We start from the raw sequence: 18,149 nt of genomic DNA on the forward strand, positions 1-18,149 counted from the left end.
GGGCCGGTTAAAGCCCTTCGGCAACAACAGTAGAGGGTTTGCTTTCCACTACCAGCAGTATGCACCCTTCATGCGTGGAAAGAAGATGAGTAGATCCCTCTGGGTAGACCACCACTTCGGACGTATTGAACGTAGCTCCATCACAATCCTCGAGGCTGCCACGCATTACAGCGATCATTTCTACCGCACTATGGCGATGCATGATCGAACGCACACCAGGGTTCAGTTTCATCCAGTAGCTCTGCCAGCCATCGGGTGTGGTGGTCAGGGGGTACATCTTAATCCCATCCAGTACGCGCCCATCGACTGACATGCTCTGCCAGTCGACATCATCTGGAGAAATCAATTCGCGCCCAGTCAAGTCAACAACATTGGTATTCATGATGAACAGGTGCCTATTGTTTTTGTGAATTGACGCCCGAGCCTGTAGCCCAGGCGTCGCTTCATGATCAGTTGTTCAGCCAGACATTGAATCGCTCGTTGAGCTCATCTGCGTGATCGGCCCACCAGTTGTGATCAAGGTTCAGCGCAGTGGCCATGTTTTGCGTATTGGTCGGAAGGGTGGAGGATATCTCCGGCTCAATCTGTTTCAGCGAAGACTTGCGGGTCGGACCATTGGCGAACCAGTTAGGCAGATTGGCCAGTGGTGTGGTGGAAGACGCAAACCTGATGAACTCCTCAGCTCGCTCCTTGTTTTTGACCCCTCTCGGAATCGCAAACATGTTTACTTCAACGAATTGTCGGTCCCAGATAATCTTGAATGGCTGTTCTTCGACATCGATCGCATCCTGGATACGCCCGTTGTAGGCACTGGTAAACACGATCTCGCCTGAGGCAAGCAGTTGCGGTGCTTGAGCGCCGGTGGTCATCCAGACAATATCGGATTTGATGGTGTCGAGCTTTTTGAATGCTCGAGCCATTCCCTCTTCGGTAGAAAGAACATCGTATACCTGATCCGCGGGAACGCCGTCAGCGATCAGTGCCCATTCAAGGTTGTTTTGCGGTTTGTTGAACAAGCCCCGTTTGCCAGGGAAGCGCTCGGTATCGAAGAAGTCGGCCAGGCTGGAGGGCTCGCCATTCGGGAAAGCCTGTTTGTTATAAGCCACTACCGTGGACCAGGTCACAGTACCAATACCGCAGTCCGACAGGGTATGGGGCAGGAAATCATCCAGCGCGGCGGTACCGTCGTCACCTGCTTGCAGTATGGACTTGTCAATCGTCTCTAACAGTCCCTCATCACATGCCCGCATGACTTCATCGCCCATCATGTCGACGATATCCCATCGCTGGCTTCCGGATTCGACCTGAGCGCGGATTTCTGCAAGGCCACCACTATAGTCATCTATCAGAAACTTGACGTCGTGCTCCTTGGTGTAGGGCTTGAGCATCGATTCCTTCTGGGCATTGGCGTACGCTCCGCCCCAGAGTGCCAAAGTCAGCGAATCGTCGGCAACGGCATTGACGCTGAGCGCTCCGAATAGCCCACCAACTACTACTAACATGATCTTGTTCATTTTTATTTTCCTGCGTTATGTTGTCAGTTAAATGGGGGTGAAGATTATTTTTTTATGCTATTACTCCTTTTGCTTTTTCGCTCCGACGCCGCATCAGCTCCAGTGTCGCCAGAAGCAGGACGGACATGACGATGAGAAGTGTGGCTACAGCGAGAATGGTTGGGCTTATCTGCTCCCGCAGTCCCGACCACATCTGACGGGGGATTGTCCGTTGTTCAACTCCTGCAACGAACATGACTACAACGACCTCATCGAATGAGGTTGCCAGGGCGAAAAGTCCCCCGGAAATAACGCCGGGACGGATGCTCGGCAGGACGACCGAGAAAAACGTCCGGATGGGGGAGGCTCCCAGGCTCAAGGAGGCCTTGATCAAGCTGTGGTCAAAGCCAACCAAGGTCGATGTCACCGTGATGACAACGAACGGCGTTCCCAGCACAGTGTGCGCAAGGATGACGCCGAGGTAGGTTTCATTCAGACTCAGCTTGGCGAAAAAGAAATACATACCGGCAGCCGAAATGATCACCGGGACGATCATCGGAGAGATCAACAGAGCCATCAGGGTTTCGCGCATGGGCATTTCCTTGCGGCTCAGCCCCAAGGCCGCCATGGTGCCCAGAATGGTTGCCAGGACCGTCGATATGCTTCCGATGATCAAGGTGTTTTTGATTGATGCCAGCCAGGCAGCATTATTGAAAATCTCCTTGTACCACCGAAGCGAGAAACCAGCGGGGTCCAGCCTCAGCATTTCGGGAGTGAATGTGAAGTAGGGCTGGGCATTGAACGAGAGCGGTATGATGATCAGTATGGGCAGCGCCAGAAAGATAAATACCGCTATGCACAATGCATAAAAGAAGGTCAGCCATATTTTTTCAGTCAGAGTTGCATAGGAAGGAAACATGATAGTTAACCCATCTTGAAATTGTTGACGCCAACAAGCTTGGTATAAAGCCAATACATGCCTATTACGACGATTAGCAATATTCCACCCAACGCCGATGCCAGCCCCCAATTGAGCGAGGTCTGCATGTGGTATGCGATAAAGTTGCCTATCATCTGACCGCTTCTGCCACCCACCAAAGCGGGAGTGATGTAATATCCAATGGCCAGGATGAATACCAATATGGTGCCAGCGCCGATACCGGGTAATGTCTGTGGAACATATATCCGGATAAATGCATTCAGCGGATTACCACCGAGAGACCTTGCCGCCTTCATGTAGGCAGGGTCGATACCCTTCATTACGCTATATAGCGGAAGAATCATGAATGGCAGCAATATATGGCTCATCGCGGTCACTGTGCCGATACGGTTGAATATCAGCTGTAGCGGCTCTTCAATCAAATTCAGGCTCAGCAGTGTCGAGTTGACTACACCGCCTGATTGAAGCATGACTATCCAGGACGTGGTGCGCACCAACAAAGAGGTCCAGAAGGGGAGCAGTACCAATATCATCAACAGGTTAGAACGGCTCTGGCTGGTATTTGCCAACAGAAAGGCAACTGGATAGCCAAGCAGCAGGCATACCAGGGTCACACTGACGGTAAGACCCAGAGTATTGAGAAAGTTACTGATATAGAGTTGTCGCGTTTCCGCAACCTTGCGGATTTCCCCTGCCGAGGTTTTTTCATAGTCCAATGCTGCCAGGTAATAATCTGCTGTGTACCGACTGGACAATCGCTTGAGTAGCAACCAGGTATCATCTGCACCCCAGCGTGGATCTGCCTGGGTCAGCTGGGTGTAAGCCGGTACCCCGCTTTCTGGATCAAGCTTGCGTCCGGTGCCGAGAATAAGGCTGCGTAAGCCAGATTCCTGCTGATTGAGCATGCCGGCCAGCCGACCGATATCCCGGTTCTCGCGCAGCTGGACCAATTCGCTGGCGAAAGTGGAATAGACTTCCGTACCCAGTGGCTCCTTGCCGTCCCAATGCTTCAGTTGGCCACTGGTCTGGGGAAGCAGCTCAATGATGTTAACGTTCTCGATGCTACGGACCAACATAGTGCCGATGGGCATCACAAAAAAAGTGATGACGAATGCCAGCAATGGCAGTACCAGCAAAAAGGCTCGTATACGGTGAATGCGTTCAGCGCGTCGAAGCTCATGCTGGAGAGAGCTCTTGGTCTTCGTTTCGGGAAGCGGAGCTATGTAAGCTGTTGTTGTGTTCATATTGTCATACCAATGCCCGGCAATCGCTGGCGCGCCAGCCGATAGTCACCTGCTCGCCCAGTGTCGGCACGCGCAGCCCTGGAGAATTGATCAGTTTCAACACTACATCGCTTTGATCGAAGACTCGGACGCAGGCGCGGATGTGATCTCCGTGGTAAATGAGTTCCTTGACCCGTGCGGTAAAACGGTTCTCAACGTCCTCACCGGGCGCCAACATGATGCGCTCAGGGCGCACGGACAACACAACCGGGCTGCCTTCCTGGCCAGCACTGTCATGCTCGGTCTGAATGAAGGAGTTGGGCATTTCGATCTGCCGCTTGCCATTGGCAAGCCGGCCCAAGCGGCCTGCGAAAGCATTGTTTTCGCCAATGAAGTTAGCGACAAAGGCGGTTGCGGGCTCTTCATAGAGTACGGAAGGTGAAGCAACCTGCTGCACTATCCCGTCATCAAATACGGCAATACGATCAGACATGGTCAGCGCTTCGGTCTGGTCATGCGTTACATAAACTGCGGTAATCCCGAGCCGCTCATGCAAGCGTTTGATTTCGTACTGCATCTGCTCGCGCAGGTTTTTGTCGAGTGCGCCGAGCGGCTCGTCCATCAATACCAATTTTGGTTCGAAGATCAGGGCGCGGGCCAGAGCGATACGCTGCTTCTGACCGCCAGACAGTTGGCCTGGCGTGCGGTTCTTCTTGTCCCGCATCTCCACCATATCGAGAGAGGTGTTGACCCGCTGCTCAATCTCGGCTTTCGGCATCTTTCTGACGGTCAGCGGATAGGCGAGGTTTTCCGCAATGGTCATATGCGGAAACAGCGCGTAGTTCTGAAATACCATGCCGATGCCGCGCTTGTGCGGTGCCATTTTGTTTATCATCTGGCCATCAAGGCGTATTTCCCCGCTGGTAGGCGTTTCGAAACCAGCCAGCATCATCAGGCAGGTAGTCTTGCCTGAGCCGGATGGTCCGAGCATGGTCAAAAACTCGCCTTTGCTTATGTCGAGGCTGAAGTTCTTAACTACCAGCGTGTCTCCGTCATAGCTTTTCTGTACATTGCGGAAGGATACGTAGTCTGAAGTCATTTTTTTGCACCCTCGCTGGATTGGGCAGACAATGCTTCCAGAACCACTTCGCAGGCAGCTTTCCATGCAGCGTTTGCCTGGTGATGGCCAAGAACTTCCAGACCTTGTGCTGTATAGGTTCCCGGCGTTGAAATAGAGTTGCCCAGCTCTGAAAATGTCTTATCGTGATGCAGTCTCGAGTAGGCGACGCAGTCGCCCAGGCTACCCAGGATCAACTGTCTGCTCTGATCCGAGTCAATACCTTTTTCGGTGATCCAGGCATGCAGATCATGCAGCAAGAAGTAAAACCATCCGTTAACACAAGCCGCCACCGTTGCCAGCTCGAATTGTTCTTCACGTTGGAGAGGGACCACGATGCCCAGAGGAGATAGCAGGGACTCTATATCGCTGTTGGGAGGGTTCAGTACGACGGTCCCGTGATTGGTTTCAACTGCGTAGGAAAGCATGGATCTGGTTGTATTGGCAGTGCCGAACAAGCGCCTTATTTCTTGATGGGAAGCACCTGCGATGAACGAAACCAGTTGGTGTTCGGGGCGGATATTCACACTTCTCGCAAGAGATTCCAGGCTTTCAGGCCGAACTCCAAGAAACAGAATATCTGCCGCGTCAGCCACAGCCTGGTTGCTGTCCAATACTTCGCATTGGAACTCCTTGGCGAGAGCTTCCGCCTTCAAGGCATTTCGGGGGCTAAGGTAGATGGGAGCAGAGAAACCTCCTCTACGCAGGCCTCTCAGAACTTTTTCAGTCAGGTCGCCGACACCTAGTACACCAATGCTTTTCATGAGTTCACCTTTTTTATCTAATTGTTATCAATTGGCCCTGTACAGTTTGATCAGTAACTGGCGGGCTCCGGTCGAGGGTGGTTATTCCAACTGGTACTTTCGACGAGCAATTTGTGTGGTGGGAACAGGAAACCAACTGTGAGTTGGGGCTGCTCGATAGGCAACCGCCCTGCAAGCACGTTTGCGAGTGATGCAGGTAGCACGGGATATGAGGTTTCTGATCGAATAAAGCCGGTCATATGTATCGTTATCGGGTGTTTTTCTTGTTTTCATTGCAATCTACTCCCCAACGTATGGTTCCATTCTGCGTGGGGACGTATCTCGCGCCTATAAAGAAAAGGACGATTGGCAGAAGAATTTGAACATGTAAAAAGCGTGGTTAATCCAAATTAATGCCGCAATCCCTCAGCACAGCAGTGCCAATGCCTTGGATAATGGCACCATGGCGCAACCTTTAGTGCCATGGTGCATTCGAGATGCTGTTCCCGGCGGGGTTTAGAAGATATCCAGCGGGTACTGGGTGATCAGGCGTAGCTCATTGACATCTGAGTCAAAGCCATTGGCGCGGTGGGTTGCATAGCGCGCCCGAATTGAAAGGTTTTTGGCAGGTCCAGACTGCACTGTATATTGTGCTTCCAGATCGCGCTCCCAGTGCTTTCCATCCTCACCGTACCAGCCGTAGACGCCGTTTGCTCCGCCATCGTACTTGCTATCATCGATGTCCCGTCCGGTTACGTAGCGGGCCATGAGATTCAAGCCGGGTACCCCGAAGGCTGCCATGTCCAAGTCATAACGCAGTTGATAGGACTTTTCATTCGGTCCGTTGAAGTCGGAATATTGCAGAGCGTTGGCGAGGAAGATCGAGCCGCCGGAGTTTCCTCCATCCATACCGATATAATCCATGGGCTCGTCACCATCGACCTGTTGATAGGCGGCAGTAAAGGTATGCCATCCTACGGTATAGGCTGCGGAGAGCGACCAGGTGGTGTTATCGATATTGCCGGCTAGTGCTTGACCGGTATCGCTCGTATCGTACAGGTTGAAGTCAAATGTCATCGATCGGATGGATGCGAGCGGCAGTACATAATTGATGTTGGTGTAATACTGGTTCCACACATTATCCAGTTGTGCGCCAAATAATGTTGCGCTCAGGTTGTCGCTGAAGGCATAGATGCCGCCCAGGTAATTGGCGCTACTCGCATCGACGGCGCCGCCATAGGTCAGAGTGATTGCGCCGTCACGGTTGGTGCTCATGCTACCGTCGCGTATCGAGGTAAAATGTCCGGCATCCAGACTCAAGTTGTCTATGTCCTTGCTGAGTAGCTGAATACCTTGGGCAGTGCCCGGAAAAAAGCGCGAACTACCCGTGGCGAATACTGGTGCTGTGGGTATCAGGTCCCCCACCTTCAATTCAGTATTGGACGCGCGCAGTTTTATGGCTGCACCTGCGTAGGAATAATCATCTTGTGCTTTGCCGTCGGAGCCTACCGGTAATATACCCGTGCCGGTATTGCCACCATTCAGGTCGCTATCGAGTTTGATTGTCAGTACCGAGTGCGCATCCAGCCCAATGCCTATTGCCCCTTTGGTGTACCCGGAGGTATAGGAGGCACGCAGACCATGCGCCCAGTCATACCTGTCACTGCGAGTACCCGCAGCGTTGCGGAAGTCCCGATTGAAGAGAAAGTTCTTGTTGAGCAGGCTCAGGCTGCTCCCTTCCATAAATCCGTTTGCCTGGGATTGCTCGTTGGCCAGGGAGAGGTGGGGAGCCGTGGCCGAAGCCATGATCATGGCAATTAAGCCGAGCTTGAATGTTTGCACGGTGATTTATCCTTCTTATTTATTTCATCTATGCAGGTATAGGGTTGCGATATCACCCCTTTTCAAGGGCCGGATAAATATCCCACTCCATCTTGTTGGATCCATATAACGTGTAAGACAGCTAGTGTTAAGTTCCGGTTTTGATGAATTTTGTATGTGAAAAGAACTATCCTGTAGCAGGCATGCGTGTGAAGTTGTCTTGTTAGTTATAGGCGAGCGACATCGTGCGTATCATAATTTAGTGATAATGACGGCGATGGTCATGAATGATTTCTCTGCGAGCAAGGGTGATCTGAATGAAAGCAATAGGTGTATTGGGAGTGGGTGCTCTGACAGAAAAAGTAGTGAGAGGGCTGCGTCGAGGGGGACGCAGGGCGCCCATATATCTGATCCCACATAACTCTCACCAGGCAGCAAGTCTGGCCAGAGATTTCGATTGTGAGATATTGGAGAGTAACCAGGCGGTTGTAGAAGCCGCGCAGGTATTGCTGCTCGGCGTACGGCCGGAGAACTTGAAGTCACTTGCGCTCAGTGTCGATCTCGGACCGCAACACTGGCTGGTTTCGTTCATGGCTGGAGTATCACATCGGGATCTCTTGCGCTTGTTTGGCACGGACAGAACTATTCGATCCATGCTCTCTTACGCTGCGGAAACCAATGACGCTACTGTTGTGCTGAACCCGTCTAACGCCAAGGTCGAGAAGTTGTTGAGTTCTCTGGGCACTTTGTTGGCGCTTGAGCACGAGAGCCACTTCGAATTGGCGACGGTCGCGTCTTGCGTGAATGGCTGGTTCTACTTCCTCTTGCATGACCTACAACGCTGGGTTGCGGACAAAGGGCTTGAGCCGGAGCAGAGCAGGGCGCTGATTCTCGGGAGTTTGAGTGACTGCGTCGAATATGCAAAGGCAAATCAGCACCGACCGTTTGCGGAAATCGGCAGATCCATCACCACCGCGGAAACATTCTCTTCGCTAGGGCTTGAAATGATCGGTCTGCATCAGAGCAATGCCATCTGGGGGGCCGCCTGCGATATCGTTCTGGATGCATTGATAGAGAGGCATCTCAGGGCGGATTAGATCACTCCCTGATGGTTAATTGGTCCATCAGGGAGTGCTGAGTTCAGGCAGATTGGTAGGCAGTCTTTACCCTGGTGAAGAACTGCCGCGCATAGGTGCCCTGTTCCCGAGGCCCCAGGCTGGAACCACGGTTGCCGCCGAAGGGCGCGTGGTAATCCACGCCGGCGGTCGGCAGATTGACCATCACCATGCCGGCGGAGGAGTGCTTCTTGAAGTGCTCGGCATATTTCAGCGAGGTCGTGACAATGCCGGCAGACAGACTGTACTGGGTATCCTCGGCGGCCTGCAGCGCTTCCTCGTAGTTGGCCACCTTCAGCACCGACAGTACCGGCCCGAAGATTTCCTCGCGGTAGATGCGCATGTGTGGTTGCACATCGACAAACAGGGCCGGCGAGAAGTGGTAGGCGCCCTTGTCATTTTCCAGATATTCACCGCCGCAGATCAGGGTGGCGCCTTCCTGCAGTCCCGATTCGATATACGCCAGATTCTGCTTGAGCTGGCTTGGATCGACCACCGGACCGATATCGGTATCGGCACACAGGGGGTCGCCCACGCGCAGCGCTCGTGTGCGTTCGGCCAGCCGGGCAACGAATTCGTCATGGATGCCGGTGGTGACGATCAGCCGCGAACTGGCAGTGCAACGCTGGCCGGTGGAGTAGAAGGAGCCGTTCAGGGCAACTTCGATGGCGACATCCAGATCCGCATCGTCCAGTACCACCAGCGGGTTCTTGCCGCCCATCTCCAGCTGTACCCTGATCAGTCGCTGGGCGGCGATTTCGGCCACCTGGCGCCCGGTGCCCTCCGACCCGGTAAAGGTAATCGCATCCACTTTCGGTGAGCGGATGATGGTATCGCCAACGGTACGTCCCGGGCCTATTACCAGATTGAATACTCCCGCGGGCATACCGGAGCGGGAGATGATCTCGGCCAATGCCCAGGCTGATGAAGGCACTAATTCAGCTGGTTTCATTACCACAGTGTTACCGAAAGCCAGCGCCGGTGCAGCCTTCCAGGCGGGAATCGCGATAGGGAAGTTCCATGGGCTGATGATGCCCACCACGCCGATCGGCTGGGTGAATACATCGACACTGACCCCTTCGCGTACCGACTCGTATTTCTCTCCGTTGGCACGGAGTACTTCCTGGGCGTAGAACTTGAATGAGCGACCGGCGCGCTCAACTTCACCCAGCGCCTCACGCACCACCTTGCCTTCCTCGCGGGACAGCAGCTCGGCCAGTTCCTGGCGGCGCTCGAGAATCTCGCTGCCGATGCGGTCGAGAATGTCCGCACGTACCTGTGGGTTGGTACGCCCCCAGGATCCGGCAGCGTCTCTGGCTGCAGCAATAGCCTTTTCCGTGAGCGCGGCATCGGCCCGGGCAAAGCGGTCGACGATTTCCTCCGCGTTGGAGGGGTTGCGGTTTTCCAGTACGTCGCACTGGCTGTCAGCCTCGACAAATACGCCATTGACGAAACTGGTTTTCAGAGAGCTGCTCATGCACATACCTTTTTTTGAATAACGAAGCGGGGAGCACGGCCATCAACAAACTGGGCTATGTTGTCGAGTGCCTTGTCGATCAGTCCCTGCATGGCATCCACGCTGCTCCAGGCAACGTGGGGATTGAGGATGAAGTTGTCGCGATCGATCAGCTGGAAGATGGGGTCCTGCGGGTCGATGGGTTCATTGACCAATACATCGAGTGCAGCCCCACCGATGGTCTCGTTCTGCAGTGCGTCGATCAGTGCTGCTTCGTTGACGATACCGCCGCGGGCGGTATTGATCACGATGGCGTCGGGCTTCATCTGTCCCAGCTCTGCTGCGCCGATTATGTCCCGGGTGTCGTCGGTCAAGGGCACGTGGAGCGACAGCACGTCACTGCGCTTCAGCAACTGCGCCAACGGCATGTATTCCTCGCCCTGGTACTTGCCATTGTTGTCATACAGGCAAACCTGCATGTCGAGGTTGCGGGCCAGTTCGGCCAGACGCCTGGCAATGGCACCGTTGCCGACGATTCCCAGAGTCTTGCCGGCAACGTCCCGGATGCGGAAGTCGAAATAGATGTTTTTCCTGGTTGCCTCGCCGCGCCGCAGCTTCTGCATCAGCCGGTGGTAGCTGGAGGTTTTGCGCAGCAGCTCGAACATCATCGCAATGGTATGTTCGGCCACGGTATTGGACGCATAGCCGGGCACGTTGGCGACGACAATACCGTGCTCATGGCAGTAGTCGAGGTCGACAATATCGGTACCGGTCAGTGCCAGCGAGATCATCTTCAGTTTCGGCAGCTGGCGCAGCTGTTCGGCCCGCAGCGGCACGCTGCAGGTCATGGCGATGGTGGCATCCTTCAACCTCTCCACCACCTCATCCGGCGAGGTATATTCGTAGCTATCCCAGGTATGCGGGAAGGGCAGCTGCGGAATGGAAACGGAAGGGGCAATGCCTTCGTTATCAAGAAACACGATGTGGTGAGACATGATTATCCCTTGGTAGCGATTTTCTTGGGTACGTAACCGGCCGGAGCCAGCGACGACAGGAGATTGGTCAATGGATCGGCATTGCGATCCTCGTCTTCCAGCGACTCCTTGCGCACCAGGGCATCGCGCACGATGCGTGCGCCGACGAAGCGGAACGGTTCAGGTGGCAGCAGTTTCATCTTCTGCTCCACCAGCCCGCAGTTGGCCCATTCGTCATTGGCTTCTTCGACCAGCGACTTGATGATGCGACTGGCAAATACCGTGGTTGCCACGCCGTTGCCGGAGAAGCCGATACCGTAGACGATATCCCGATGGCCGCCGAGGTAGCCGAACTTGGGTAGTCCCTTCATGGCACGGTCCAGCGGACCGGTCCAACTGCTGACCACAGGCACGTCGGCCAGCTCGGGGTAGAAAGAGCGCATCTCGGCGGTGACCGCCTCGGCGGCGGGGCAGGGCCGGTCATACAGATTGCCGATCTTCGAGGCGAAAGCGAACTGTCCCAGCGGTTTGCCGAACACGATGCGACCATCCGGCGTGTTGCGCCAGTAGTTGAGCACGGTACGCGAGTCCGTCACGCAGACACCATCGCGGAAGCCGGTGGCATCCAGGCGTTCTTTGGCCGGAGCGGTGGCCACCATGTCACTGGACATGACGACTATCATCCGCTTCAGCTCCGGGAACTGGGCGCCCCAGGCGTTCATGGCGATCACTACCTTCTGTGCACGAATACGGCCGCGGGGGGTATGCACCACCGGGGGCTTGCTGCGCTCAAGGTGGGTCAGCGGGGTTTTCTCATAAATACGTACGCCCAGCTCCAGTGCCACCCGGCGCATGCCGCGGGCCAGCATGGCTGGCTGCACGGTAGCGGCATTCGGGTCGAAGATGCCGGACAGAATGCGCGGTGAGCCGGACTTCTGTCGGGCGAACTCGGGGTCGACTGCCCGGAACGGGTTGGCATTGTGCTTGTCCAGGCTATCGGTCAGCACCAGCCAGGACTCATGCTGGCGTTGATTGCTGGCGGTCCACAACCAGCCGTCCTTGCGAAACTGCGCGTCGATATTGTGTTCCCGGCACAGATCACCGATTTCGTCGATTGCCGACTCGGCAGCTTCGCAGATGCGACGTGCCTCGGCCTCACCGCAGATGTCCAGCAGGGACAGGTACTTGGCCCACCAGTTGTTGGCCAGACCGCCGTTGCGACCGCTGGCACCGCCGCCGCAGCGATCCTTCTCGATGATGACGATATCCAGTGCCGGGTTGGCCTTCTTCATGCGGATGGCCGACCACAGGCCCAGATAGCCACCGCCGATGATACAGACATCAGCCTGGGTGGATTCCTCCAGCGGTGGTGCCAGCGCACTATCCAGATCCAGTGCCTGGGCGTACCAGAAGCCTCTGTACATAATTCAGTTCCTCGTAATGGCTCTGGTGCTCAGGCCCAGATGTCGCCGATGGTGAAGCCTTCGGTGAAGGGGTCGTCATGATCCAGCACAAAGGTGTTGAGGCCATAGATCCAGCTGGTGCCGGTCACTGTGGGTATCACGGCGGTGTGCTCGCCGATACGGGTTTCCTCGATCAGTCGGCCGGTGTAGATATTGTTGACCAGCCCCTGATGACGGAAATCCTGATGCAGCGGCAACTCGCCCTTGGCATGCAGCACGGCCATCTTGGCTGAGGTGCCGGTGCCGCAAGGGCAGCGATCCAGGGCGCCGGTCCAGGTTGCCGGGTCGTCCCATGAGAAATCGCCGGAAGCCATGGTGACTGCGTTCTTCCAGTCCGCATTCGGGTCTTCAGTCGGGCCGGAAAGTTGCGAGATGGTGATACCCACCCCCGGATAATCGGGGTGGGCCACCGGGAGCTGCTCGATGGCAGCCTGTCTGATCATGGACGACACGCGGGTGATTTCCCGGCCGTGCTCGGGCTTGAGTTCCAGCCCCTTGAACTGACGGACATCGGCAATGACATAGAACATGCCACCCCAGCCCACATCCACGGTGACCTTGCCCAGGTGCGGAACCTCGATCACTGCATCCAGGTGGGCAGCGAAGGCCGGTACGTTCTGGAAGGTGACGTTCTTCACCTTGCCGTTGCGGCATTCGGCCTTGACTCGGATCAGCCCGGCGGGGGCCTCCAGCACCAGCTCGGTAACCGGCTCCTGCATCGGCAGCATGCCCATTTCCAGCAGCACGGTTACCACCGAGATGGTATTGCCACCGGACATCACCGGATACTCAATCTGCTCCATTATGATGTAACCGGCGTCCGCCTCGGGGTGGCAGGGCGGAACTATGATATTGCAGCAGTGCGCCGGATAACCGCGGGGCTCGCGTAGCATCAGCTTGCGCAGCTGGTCATCGTTCTCCTCCAGCCACTTCATCTTTTCGAATACAGTGTTGCCAGGGATATGCGGTACTCCGCCGGTAATAACGCGCATCGGAGTGCCGGCATGGGTGTCGACTGCGTAAATAGTGCGTTTGAATGACATGTCAAAACCTCAGATCTGAAAGCGGAAGCTCAATGTTCCAGCGAGCCGGCAAGATGGAGATCCATGGAGCGTGTTTCCGGCGCCATGAACAGGCTGACGACGAAACCCACAACCGAGACCCCGAATGCCACCAGCATGGTGTTGCCGATACCAATGGTCGTCAGCGAAATCGGCACCAGATAGGTACCCACTGCCGCGCCAATTCTTGACAGGGATGTGGCAAGGCCAACGGCAGAGCCACGAATCTCCGTGGGGAACAGCTCGTTGGGGTATACGTATTGCAGAACCTGGGCGCCGCCGATGAATACAGCGTAGCCGCCGAACAGGACGAGGATCATGATGGCCGGACCGTCAGGGAACAGCCCCAGCAACAGCAGTGCCAGTCCGGACCAGAGAAAGCTGTGCAGCAGTAGCTTGCGGCGACCCAGCGGGTTGACCAGTTTCACGGCGACAAAGCAGCCCATGACGAACATCAGGGTGATGGCCACCGCGCCGTAGGATGCCCAGTCACCGGTCAGACCCATGGTCTGCAGAATACGTGGAGCAAAGGCATAAATGGCAAACTGCGGAATGATCGAACAGGTCCAGAAAAAGGTGACGAAGAAGATTCTTTTGCCATAGGCCGAATGGAAAAGCGCCCAGACAGAGACATCCTTTTCCGGGCTCTTCTCCGGCAGGTTATTCACGGAATAGGCGGCGCCATAGACTTTCTTGATGACTTGATCGGCTTCAGCCAGACGGCCCTTGCTCAGCAGCCAGCGAGCCGACTCCGGAGTGCCGATACGCATGATCAGAAACAGCCCCGCAGGCACCACGGCACTGGCCAGTGCCCAGCGCCAGGCATCATCACCACCAACCTGCAGAATGAATTCCCCAGCGATATAAGCGCAGGCGGCGCCCACAAACCACATCATCACCAAGCTGGCCAGCAGCGAACCACGCTGTTTCTTGGGCAGGAACTCCGCCAACAAGGAGGTGGCCAAGGGATGGTCGGCACCAATGGCGATACCGAGCAATAAGCGCAATAGAATCAGTACCCAGGCTGTGGTAACCCAGAATTGCGCCAGCGAGAATACCCCAAGGGCAACCAGTACCAGTAAATACAAGGTCTTGCGCCCCAGCCGGTCGGTAAACAGACCGCCGATAAAACCGCCCATGAACATGCCTATCAGAGATGAGGCGGCGATCAATCCTTCCTGCAGAGAGGTCAGTTGCAAGGCGTTGCTCATCTGCAACATGACAACGCCGATAATGCTCAGGACATAACCGTCCAAAAAGGGTGCAGCGGAAGAATACAGAGTCAGTTTTTTATGAAAACTGTTCAGCGGAGCATCTTCCAGCGAGATGTTGTTCTTGTCCAAGGGGGTGACCTCTCACGAGCAATGACCTAGACGAAAGCGCCTTTTTCGCATTGCCTTTATATTTTATAAGTGGGCTGTCGGCTCCAGCGTGTCGTACACGCATGGTCTGGATCATAAACAGTTTTCCAGGTCTGTCTGATACGGGCCGCGACATGGCATCAGTATCGAAGCCGAGGGCCGCACCTGCATATAAAAAAACAGGCGATTGGTATGACAAACAGGTCATCGGGAAGAGAAACCCGATAATGCAGAGGAGGGGCACCGTATCAGCAGACTGGGACGCGCAAGCAGCGGCCGGGAAAACAGGGCCGTTGACTTACGATAGCCCTTATCCCCGGTACGCTGCACTTACATGGTGATATGGAAGGCCGCGGCTGGTTGGTTAGCCGTTGCCTCACCATTTTCTAGATGAGGGAGCCGTTTACAGATTGAGATTCAGATACTTGATTTCCAGGTACTCCTCGATGCCATACCTGGACCCTTCACGTCCGAGGCCTGATGACTTCATCCCTCCGAAGGGAGCCATTTCATTGGATATCGCACCGGTATTGATGCCCACCATGCCGTATTCGAGTGCCTCGGCAACACGGAAGATGCGGTTCATATTCTGCGTATAAAAATAGGCAGCGAGGCCGTACTCAGTGTCATTGGCGTATCGAACGACCTCGTCATCATTGCTGAAGCGGAACAGCGGGGCCAGCGGTCCAAAGGTTTCTTCCCTGGCCACCAAGGCATCCTTCGGGACATCGGTAAGAATGGTCGGCTCGAAGAAAGTGCCACCCAGTGCATGCGGCTTTCCACCCAGCAACACTTTGGCGCCCTTGGTTACTGCATCCTCGATATGTGAGCGAATCTTGTCCATGGCGACCTGATCAATAAGGGGCCCTACGGTGATGTCAGTGTCCAGTCCGTTACCGACCTGGAAAGCGGATACTGCCTGCTTCAGTTTCTCGGCAAACTCGTCATAGACGCCGTCATGTACATAGATGCGATTGGTGCATACGCAGGTCTGGCCGTTGTTGCGGTATTTGGCCACCAAGGCACCGGCCACGGCTTTATCCAGGTCGGCATCTTCAAAGACGATGAAGGGCGCATTGCCGCCCAGCTCCAGTGATACCTTTTTGACGTCATGGGCGCACTGACTCATCAACAGGCGGCCGATGTTGGTTGAGCCGGTAAAGGTGAGTTTGCGCACCGTGGGGTTGCCAGTCAGCTCGCCGCCGATTTCTACCGCATCGCCAGTGATGACGTTGAACACGCCAGCAGGAATGCCGGCCTGGTCGGCCAGCTTGGCCAGTGCCAATGCGGAAAAAGGCGTCTGAGGTGCTGGTTTTAGCACCAGGGTGCAGCCAGCGGCAAGTGCTGGCGCTGCCTTTCGGGTGATCATTGCCGCCGGGAAGTTCCATGGGGTGATCGCTGCTACTACGCCCACCGGTTGTTTAAGAACCAGCAGGCGCTGGTTACTCTGAGGGGCTGGAATGATATCGCCGTAGATGCGTTTGCCTTCTTCGGCGAACCATTCCACAAAAGAGGCTGCGTATTGGATTTCTCCCCGGGCTTCGTGCAGAGGCTTGCCTTGCTCAAGGGTCATCAGTCGAGCAAGTTCTTCCTGATGGCTGAGTATCAATTCGAACCAGCTGCGCAGTTTGGCCGAGCGCTCCTTGGCCGTGAGGAAGCTCCAACCGGGCAGGGCGCGTTTGGCAGCATCAATGGCCTGACGGGCTTCCTGCTGCCTCATGACAGGCACGCAGCCCAGCAGTTCGCCGGTAGCCGGGTTATAGATGTTCTGAGTGTTGCCATCGATAGCATCTGCCCATACACCGTTGATGTAGGCTTGCTGTCTGAGCAGTTCTGAAGGGGGCATTGATGTGTCCTTGAATTGTAGTGGGCTATCCAGCTTGTTCATTCACTGGTGAACAGGCCAGCCAGTTCACCAGACTTGAAGGCCAGCCAGAGAATGGCGACATCTTCGGTCTTGTCCAGCGAACGGTTGGTGAGTGACTCGATCTTGCGGATGCGGTAAACCAGTGTGGTTTTGTGTATGTGCAATTGTCTGGCAGCAGCAACCCACGAGCGATTCTGCTCTAGAAAAACCTTCAATGAATGCAACAGACTGGAGCCCTGGGCTTTGTCGTGTTCCTCCAGAGGCCCGAGGATACGCCTGAAGGTATGAGTTGCCTCATCGAGGTTGTTCGGCAGCCATGGCGCTCTATCGATGATTTCCGAATAGAACCAACAACTCGGCGTGTCGGCATGCAGGAGTGCCAAGCGGGCTTCGCGCAATGCTTCGGGCAGACGCTGGTAATCGCCTATGCAGGTGCTGACACCCAGTGCTGAGCCCACCACACGCTGGATGATCGGGAGATTATCGGGGTGGGCCAGCAGAGTAATGTCATCGCCAGTCAGTCGGAAGATAACTGGTACCTGCATGCGTTGTAGCTGCACTCCCCATGTGATTAGTGAGCGGTCTTCCGGGCGGGTGATAGCAATACATGCGCTTTCCAGTTCAAGTTGGAAGTCACTGATCTGCTTACTTGACTGGTACGGAGTGAGCCTCTGACTGAGCAGGTCATCCAGTAGTTGCGAGCCCAGACGAAGTGAACGCTCCAGACCCATGTAAAGGTGCTCAATTGAAATGCTGACCACGGCAGCCAGATGATGTAACAGGCTGTAGTCGAAATATTTCTGTTGTTTGTTGTGGACGAGCAGCACCAGGTTTCTGGCTGAAGGTATGAGTGTCGCGAACATTTCGCCGGAGCTCAGCATGTAACGACGAATTGCCGGCTGGTTGTCAGCAAAGTCCAATGGCTGACGGCTCAGCGACTCTTTCAGCTCGGCAGGCATGGCCATGGCGTGTGGATGCCAAAGCGTGTTGCTCTGTTGCGGGTCGAGAATCATCAGACTGGCACTGATATCGGTTTCCAGTCGAGCAATGAGCTGTGCCAGGCTTTGCCCCTGAATGGCCATGCGCGCTGTTGTCGAAAGGCGGTTGAACGCATTGCGCCGCTCGAACTCTCGGTTACGTTCAGCATCAATGATGGCGCGAGTAACGCTGGAGAAGGGGATGCCGTATTGCGTCAGCAGTACTGGAAAGTCAAGCCGGTCGGCGGCTTCCTTCAGTGCCGTTAGGTCATCCGGAGCCTGCATGTTTTCCCCGATCATGATGCCTGCCAACCCAGCAGCAGCGAGCTTCTCGATATAGATTCGCTGTTTGTCAGCTCCGGCTGGAATGCCCAGCCCCGTGGTCATCAGCAGATCATCTCCGCCCAACCACTCTGTAGGTTCGGCAAGTTCGCATACATGTGCCCAGCCAACCAGACGCTGGCTGCCTTTTGCTCCCGCAAGAAAGCGGGTTTGCAATTCGGAGGTCTGTACTATGTCGATGATCTGTAGCTGCATG

15 protein-coding genes are annotated in these 18,149 nt (G+C 55.3%); 1 reads left to right on the forward strand and 14 read right to left on the reverse strand.

Going from position 1 to position 18,149, the window contains the following annotated elements:
• Nucleotides 1-7: 7 nt before the first annotated feature.
• The 7 genes from BLU11_RS07220 to BLU11_RS07250 all read right to left on the reverse strand — a co-directional run bounded on the left by BLU11_RS07220 (nt 8) and on the right by BLU11_RS07250 (nt 7,358).
• Nucleotides 8-382 (reverse strand): cupin domain-containing protein, encoded by a 375-nt coding sequence (locus tag BLU11_RS07220; RefSeq protein ID WP_090272713.1) that lies wholly within the window; start codon nt 380-382, stop codon nt 8-10.
• 67 nt (nt 383-449) lie between these two features.
• The gene (locus tag BLU11_RS07225; protein WP_090272714.1) at nt 450-1,514 is read right to left on the reverse strand and encodes an ABC transporter substrate-binding protein; all 1,065 of its coding nucleotides are present in this window, start codon (nt 1,512-1,514) and stop codon (nt 450-452) included.
• A 52-nt stretch (nt 1,515-1,566) separates the two neighbouring features.
• Nucleotides 1,567-2,412 carry an ABC transporter permease gene (locus BLU11_RS07230; protein ID WP_090272715.1) on the reverse strand — a complete coding sequence of 282 codons (846 nt, stop codon included), beginning with the start codon at nt 2,410-2,412 and terminating at the stop codon, nt 1,567-1,569.
• Between the two features lie 5 nt (nt 2,413-2,417).
• The gene (locus BLU11_RS07235; RefSeq protein WP_231702284.1) at nt 2,418-3,569 is read right to left on the reverse strand and encodes an ABC transporter permease; all 1,152 of its coding nucleotides are present in this window, start codon (nt 3,567-3,569) and stop codon (nt 2,418-2,420) included.
• Nucleotides 3,570-3,681: 112 nt separating this feature from the next.
• Complete coding sequence (locus tag BLU11_RS07240; RefSeq protein WP_090272717.1) at nt 3,682-4,755, reverse strand: ABC transporter ATP-binding protein; 1,074 nt, start codon at nt 4,753-4,755, stop codon at nt 3,682-3,684.
• Nucleotides 4,752-5,537 carry an NAD(P)-binding domain-containing protein gene (locus tag BLU11_RS07245; RefSeq protein WP_090272718.1) on the reverse strand — a complete coding sequence of 262 codons (786 nt, stop codon included), beginning with the start codon at nt 5,535-5,537 and terminating at the stop codon, nt 4,752-4,754. Before BLU11_RS07245 ends, BLU11_RS07240 begins: the two co-directional genes overlap by 4 nt.
• A 495-nt stretch (nt 5,538-6,032) precedes the next feature.
• Entirely contained in the window at nt 6,033-7,358 is a 1,326-nt protein-coding gene (locus BLU11_RS07250) for an OprD family porin (RefSeq protein WP_231702285.1), read from the reverse strand.
• Nucleotides 7,359-7,654: 296 nt separating this feature from the next.
• Here BLU11_RS07250 and BLU11_RS07255 point away from each other — a divergent pair, with 296 nt between their 5' ends.
• Nucleotides 7,655-8,434 carry an NAD(P)-binding domain-containing protein gene (locus BLU11_RS07255; protein ID WP_090272719.1) on the forward strand — a complete coding sequence of 260 codons (780 nt, stop codon included), beginning with the start codon at nt 7,655-7,657 and terminating at the stop codon, nt 8,432-8,434.
• A gap of 43 nt (nt 8,435-8,477) precedes the next feature.
• On the opposite strand, the gene BLU11_RS07260 is transcribed toward BLU11_RS07255, so the two are convergent.
• The 7 genes from BLU11_RS07260 to BLU11_RS07290 form a co-directional block, all read right to left on the reverse strand.
• On the reverse strand, nt 8,478-9,929 hold the full coding sequence (locus BLU11_RS07260) for an aldehyde dehydrogenase family protein (RefSeq protein WP_090272720.1): 1,452 nt from the start codon (nt 9,927-9,929) through the stop codon (nt 8,478-8,480).
• Nucleotides 9,926-10,903: an NAD(P)-dependent oxidoreductase gene (locus tag BLU11_RS07265; protein WP_090272721.1), complete on the reverse strand. Its 978-nt coding sequence runs from the start codon at nt 10,901-10,903 to the stop codon at nt 9,926-9,928. Before BLU11_RS07265 ends, BLU11_RS07260 begins: the two co-directional genes overlap by 4 nt.
• A 2-nt stretch (nt 10,904-10,905) precedes the next feature.
• Nucleotides 10,906-12,306, reverse strand: a complete 1,401-nt coding sequence (locus tag BLU11_RS07270; protein ID WP_090272722.1) for an NAD(P)/FAD-dependent oxidoreductase — start codon at nt 12,304-12,306, stop codon at nt 10,906-10,908.
• Nucleotides 12,307-12,335: 29 nt separating this feature from the next.
• Nucleotides 12,336-13,388 (reverse strand): proline racemase family protein, encoded by a 1,053-nt coding sequence (locus BLU11_RS07275; protein WP_090272723.1) that lies wholly within the window; start codon nt 13,386-13,388, stop codon nt 12,336-12,338.
• 29 nt (nt 13,389-13,417) lie between these two features.
• On the reverse strand, nt 13,418-14,749 hold the full coding sequence (locus BLU11_RS07280) for an MFS transporter (RefSeq protein WP_090272724.1): 1,332 nt from the start codon (nt 14,747-14,749) through the stop codon (nt 13,418-13,420).
• Nucleotides 14,750-15,170: 421 nt separating this feature from the next.
• Nucleotides 15,171-16,613 (reverse strand): NADP-dependent succinate-semialdehyde dehydrogenase, encoded by a 1,443-nt coding sequence (gabD, locus tag BLU11_RS07285; RefSeq protein WP_090272725.1) that lies wholly within the window; start codon nt 16,611-16,613, stop codon nt 15,171-15,173.
• 38 nt (nt 16,614-16,651) lie between these two features.
• A complete protein-coding gene (locus BLU11_RS07290; protein WP_090272726.1) occupies nt 16,652-18,148 on the reverse strand; it encodes a PucR family transcriptional regulator in 1,497 nt (498 codons plus the stop codon).
• Between the last annotated feature and the right edge of the window lies 1 nt (nt 18,149).

The organism is Halopseudomonas litoralis (genome assembly GCF_900105005.1).
Classification (GTDB): domain Bacteria; phylum Pseudomonadota; class Gammaproteobacteria; order Pseudomonadales; family Pseudomonadaceae; genus Halopseudomonas; species Halopseudomonas litoralis.

What these genes read in the sequence shown, in the direction of transcription:
- BLU11_RS07220 (WP_090272713.1), bottom strand. Translation starts at nt 382, where the DNA reads ATGAATACCAATGTTGTTGACTTGACTGGGCGCGAATTGATTTCTCCA.
- BLU11_RS07225 (WP_090272714.1), bottom strand. Translation starts at nt 1,514, where the DNA reads ATGAACAAGATCATGTTAGTAGTAGTTGGTGGGCTATTCGGAGCGCTC.
- BLU11_RS07230 (WP_090272715.1), bottom strand. Translation starts at nt 2,412, where the DNA reads ATGTTTCCTTCCTATGCAACTCTGACTGAAAAAATATGGCTGACCTTC.
- BLU11_RS07240 (WP_090272717.1), bottom strand. Translation starts at nt 4,755, where the DNA reads ATGACTTCAGACTACGTATCCTTCCGCAATGTACAGAAAAGCTATGAC.
- BLU11_RS07245 (WP_090272718.1), bottom strand. Translation starts at nt 5,537, where the DNA reads ATGAAAAGCATTGGTGTACTAGGTGTCGGCGACCTGACTGAAAAAGTT.
- BLU11_RS07255 (WP_090272719.1), top strand. Translation starts at nt 7,655, where the DNA reads ATGAAAGCAATAGGTGTATTGGGAGTGGGTGCTCTGACAGAAAAAGTA.
- BLU11_RS07260 (WP_090272720.1), bottom strand. Translation starts at nt 9,929, where the DNA reads ATGAGCAGCTCTCTGAAAACCAGTTTCGTCAATGGCGTATTTGTCGAG.
- BLU11_RS07265 (WP_090272721.1), bottom strand. Translation starts at nt 10,903, where the DNA reads ATGTCTCACCACATCGTGTTTCTTGATAACGAAGGCATTGCCCCTTCC.
- BLU11_RS07270 (WP_090272722.1), bottom strand. Translation starts at nt 12,306, where the DNA reads ATGTACAGAGGCTTCTGGTACGCCCAGGCACTGGATCTGGATAGTGCG.
- BLU11_RS07275 (WP_090272723.1), bottom strand. Translation starts at nt 13,388, where the DNA reads ATGTCATTCAAACGCACTATTTACGCAGTCGACACCCATGCCGGCACT.
- gabD (WP_090272725.1), bottom strand. Translation starts at nt 16,613, where the DNA reads ATGCCCCCTTCAGAACTGCTCAGACAGCAAGCCTACATCAACGGTGTA.
- BLU11_RS07290 (WP_090272726.1), bottom strand. Translation starts at nt 18,148, where the DNA reads ATGCAGCTACAGATCATCGACATAGTACAGACCTCCGAATTGCAAACC.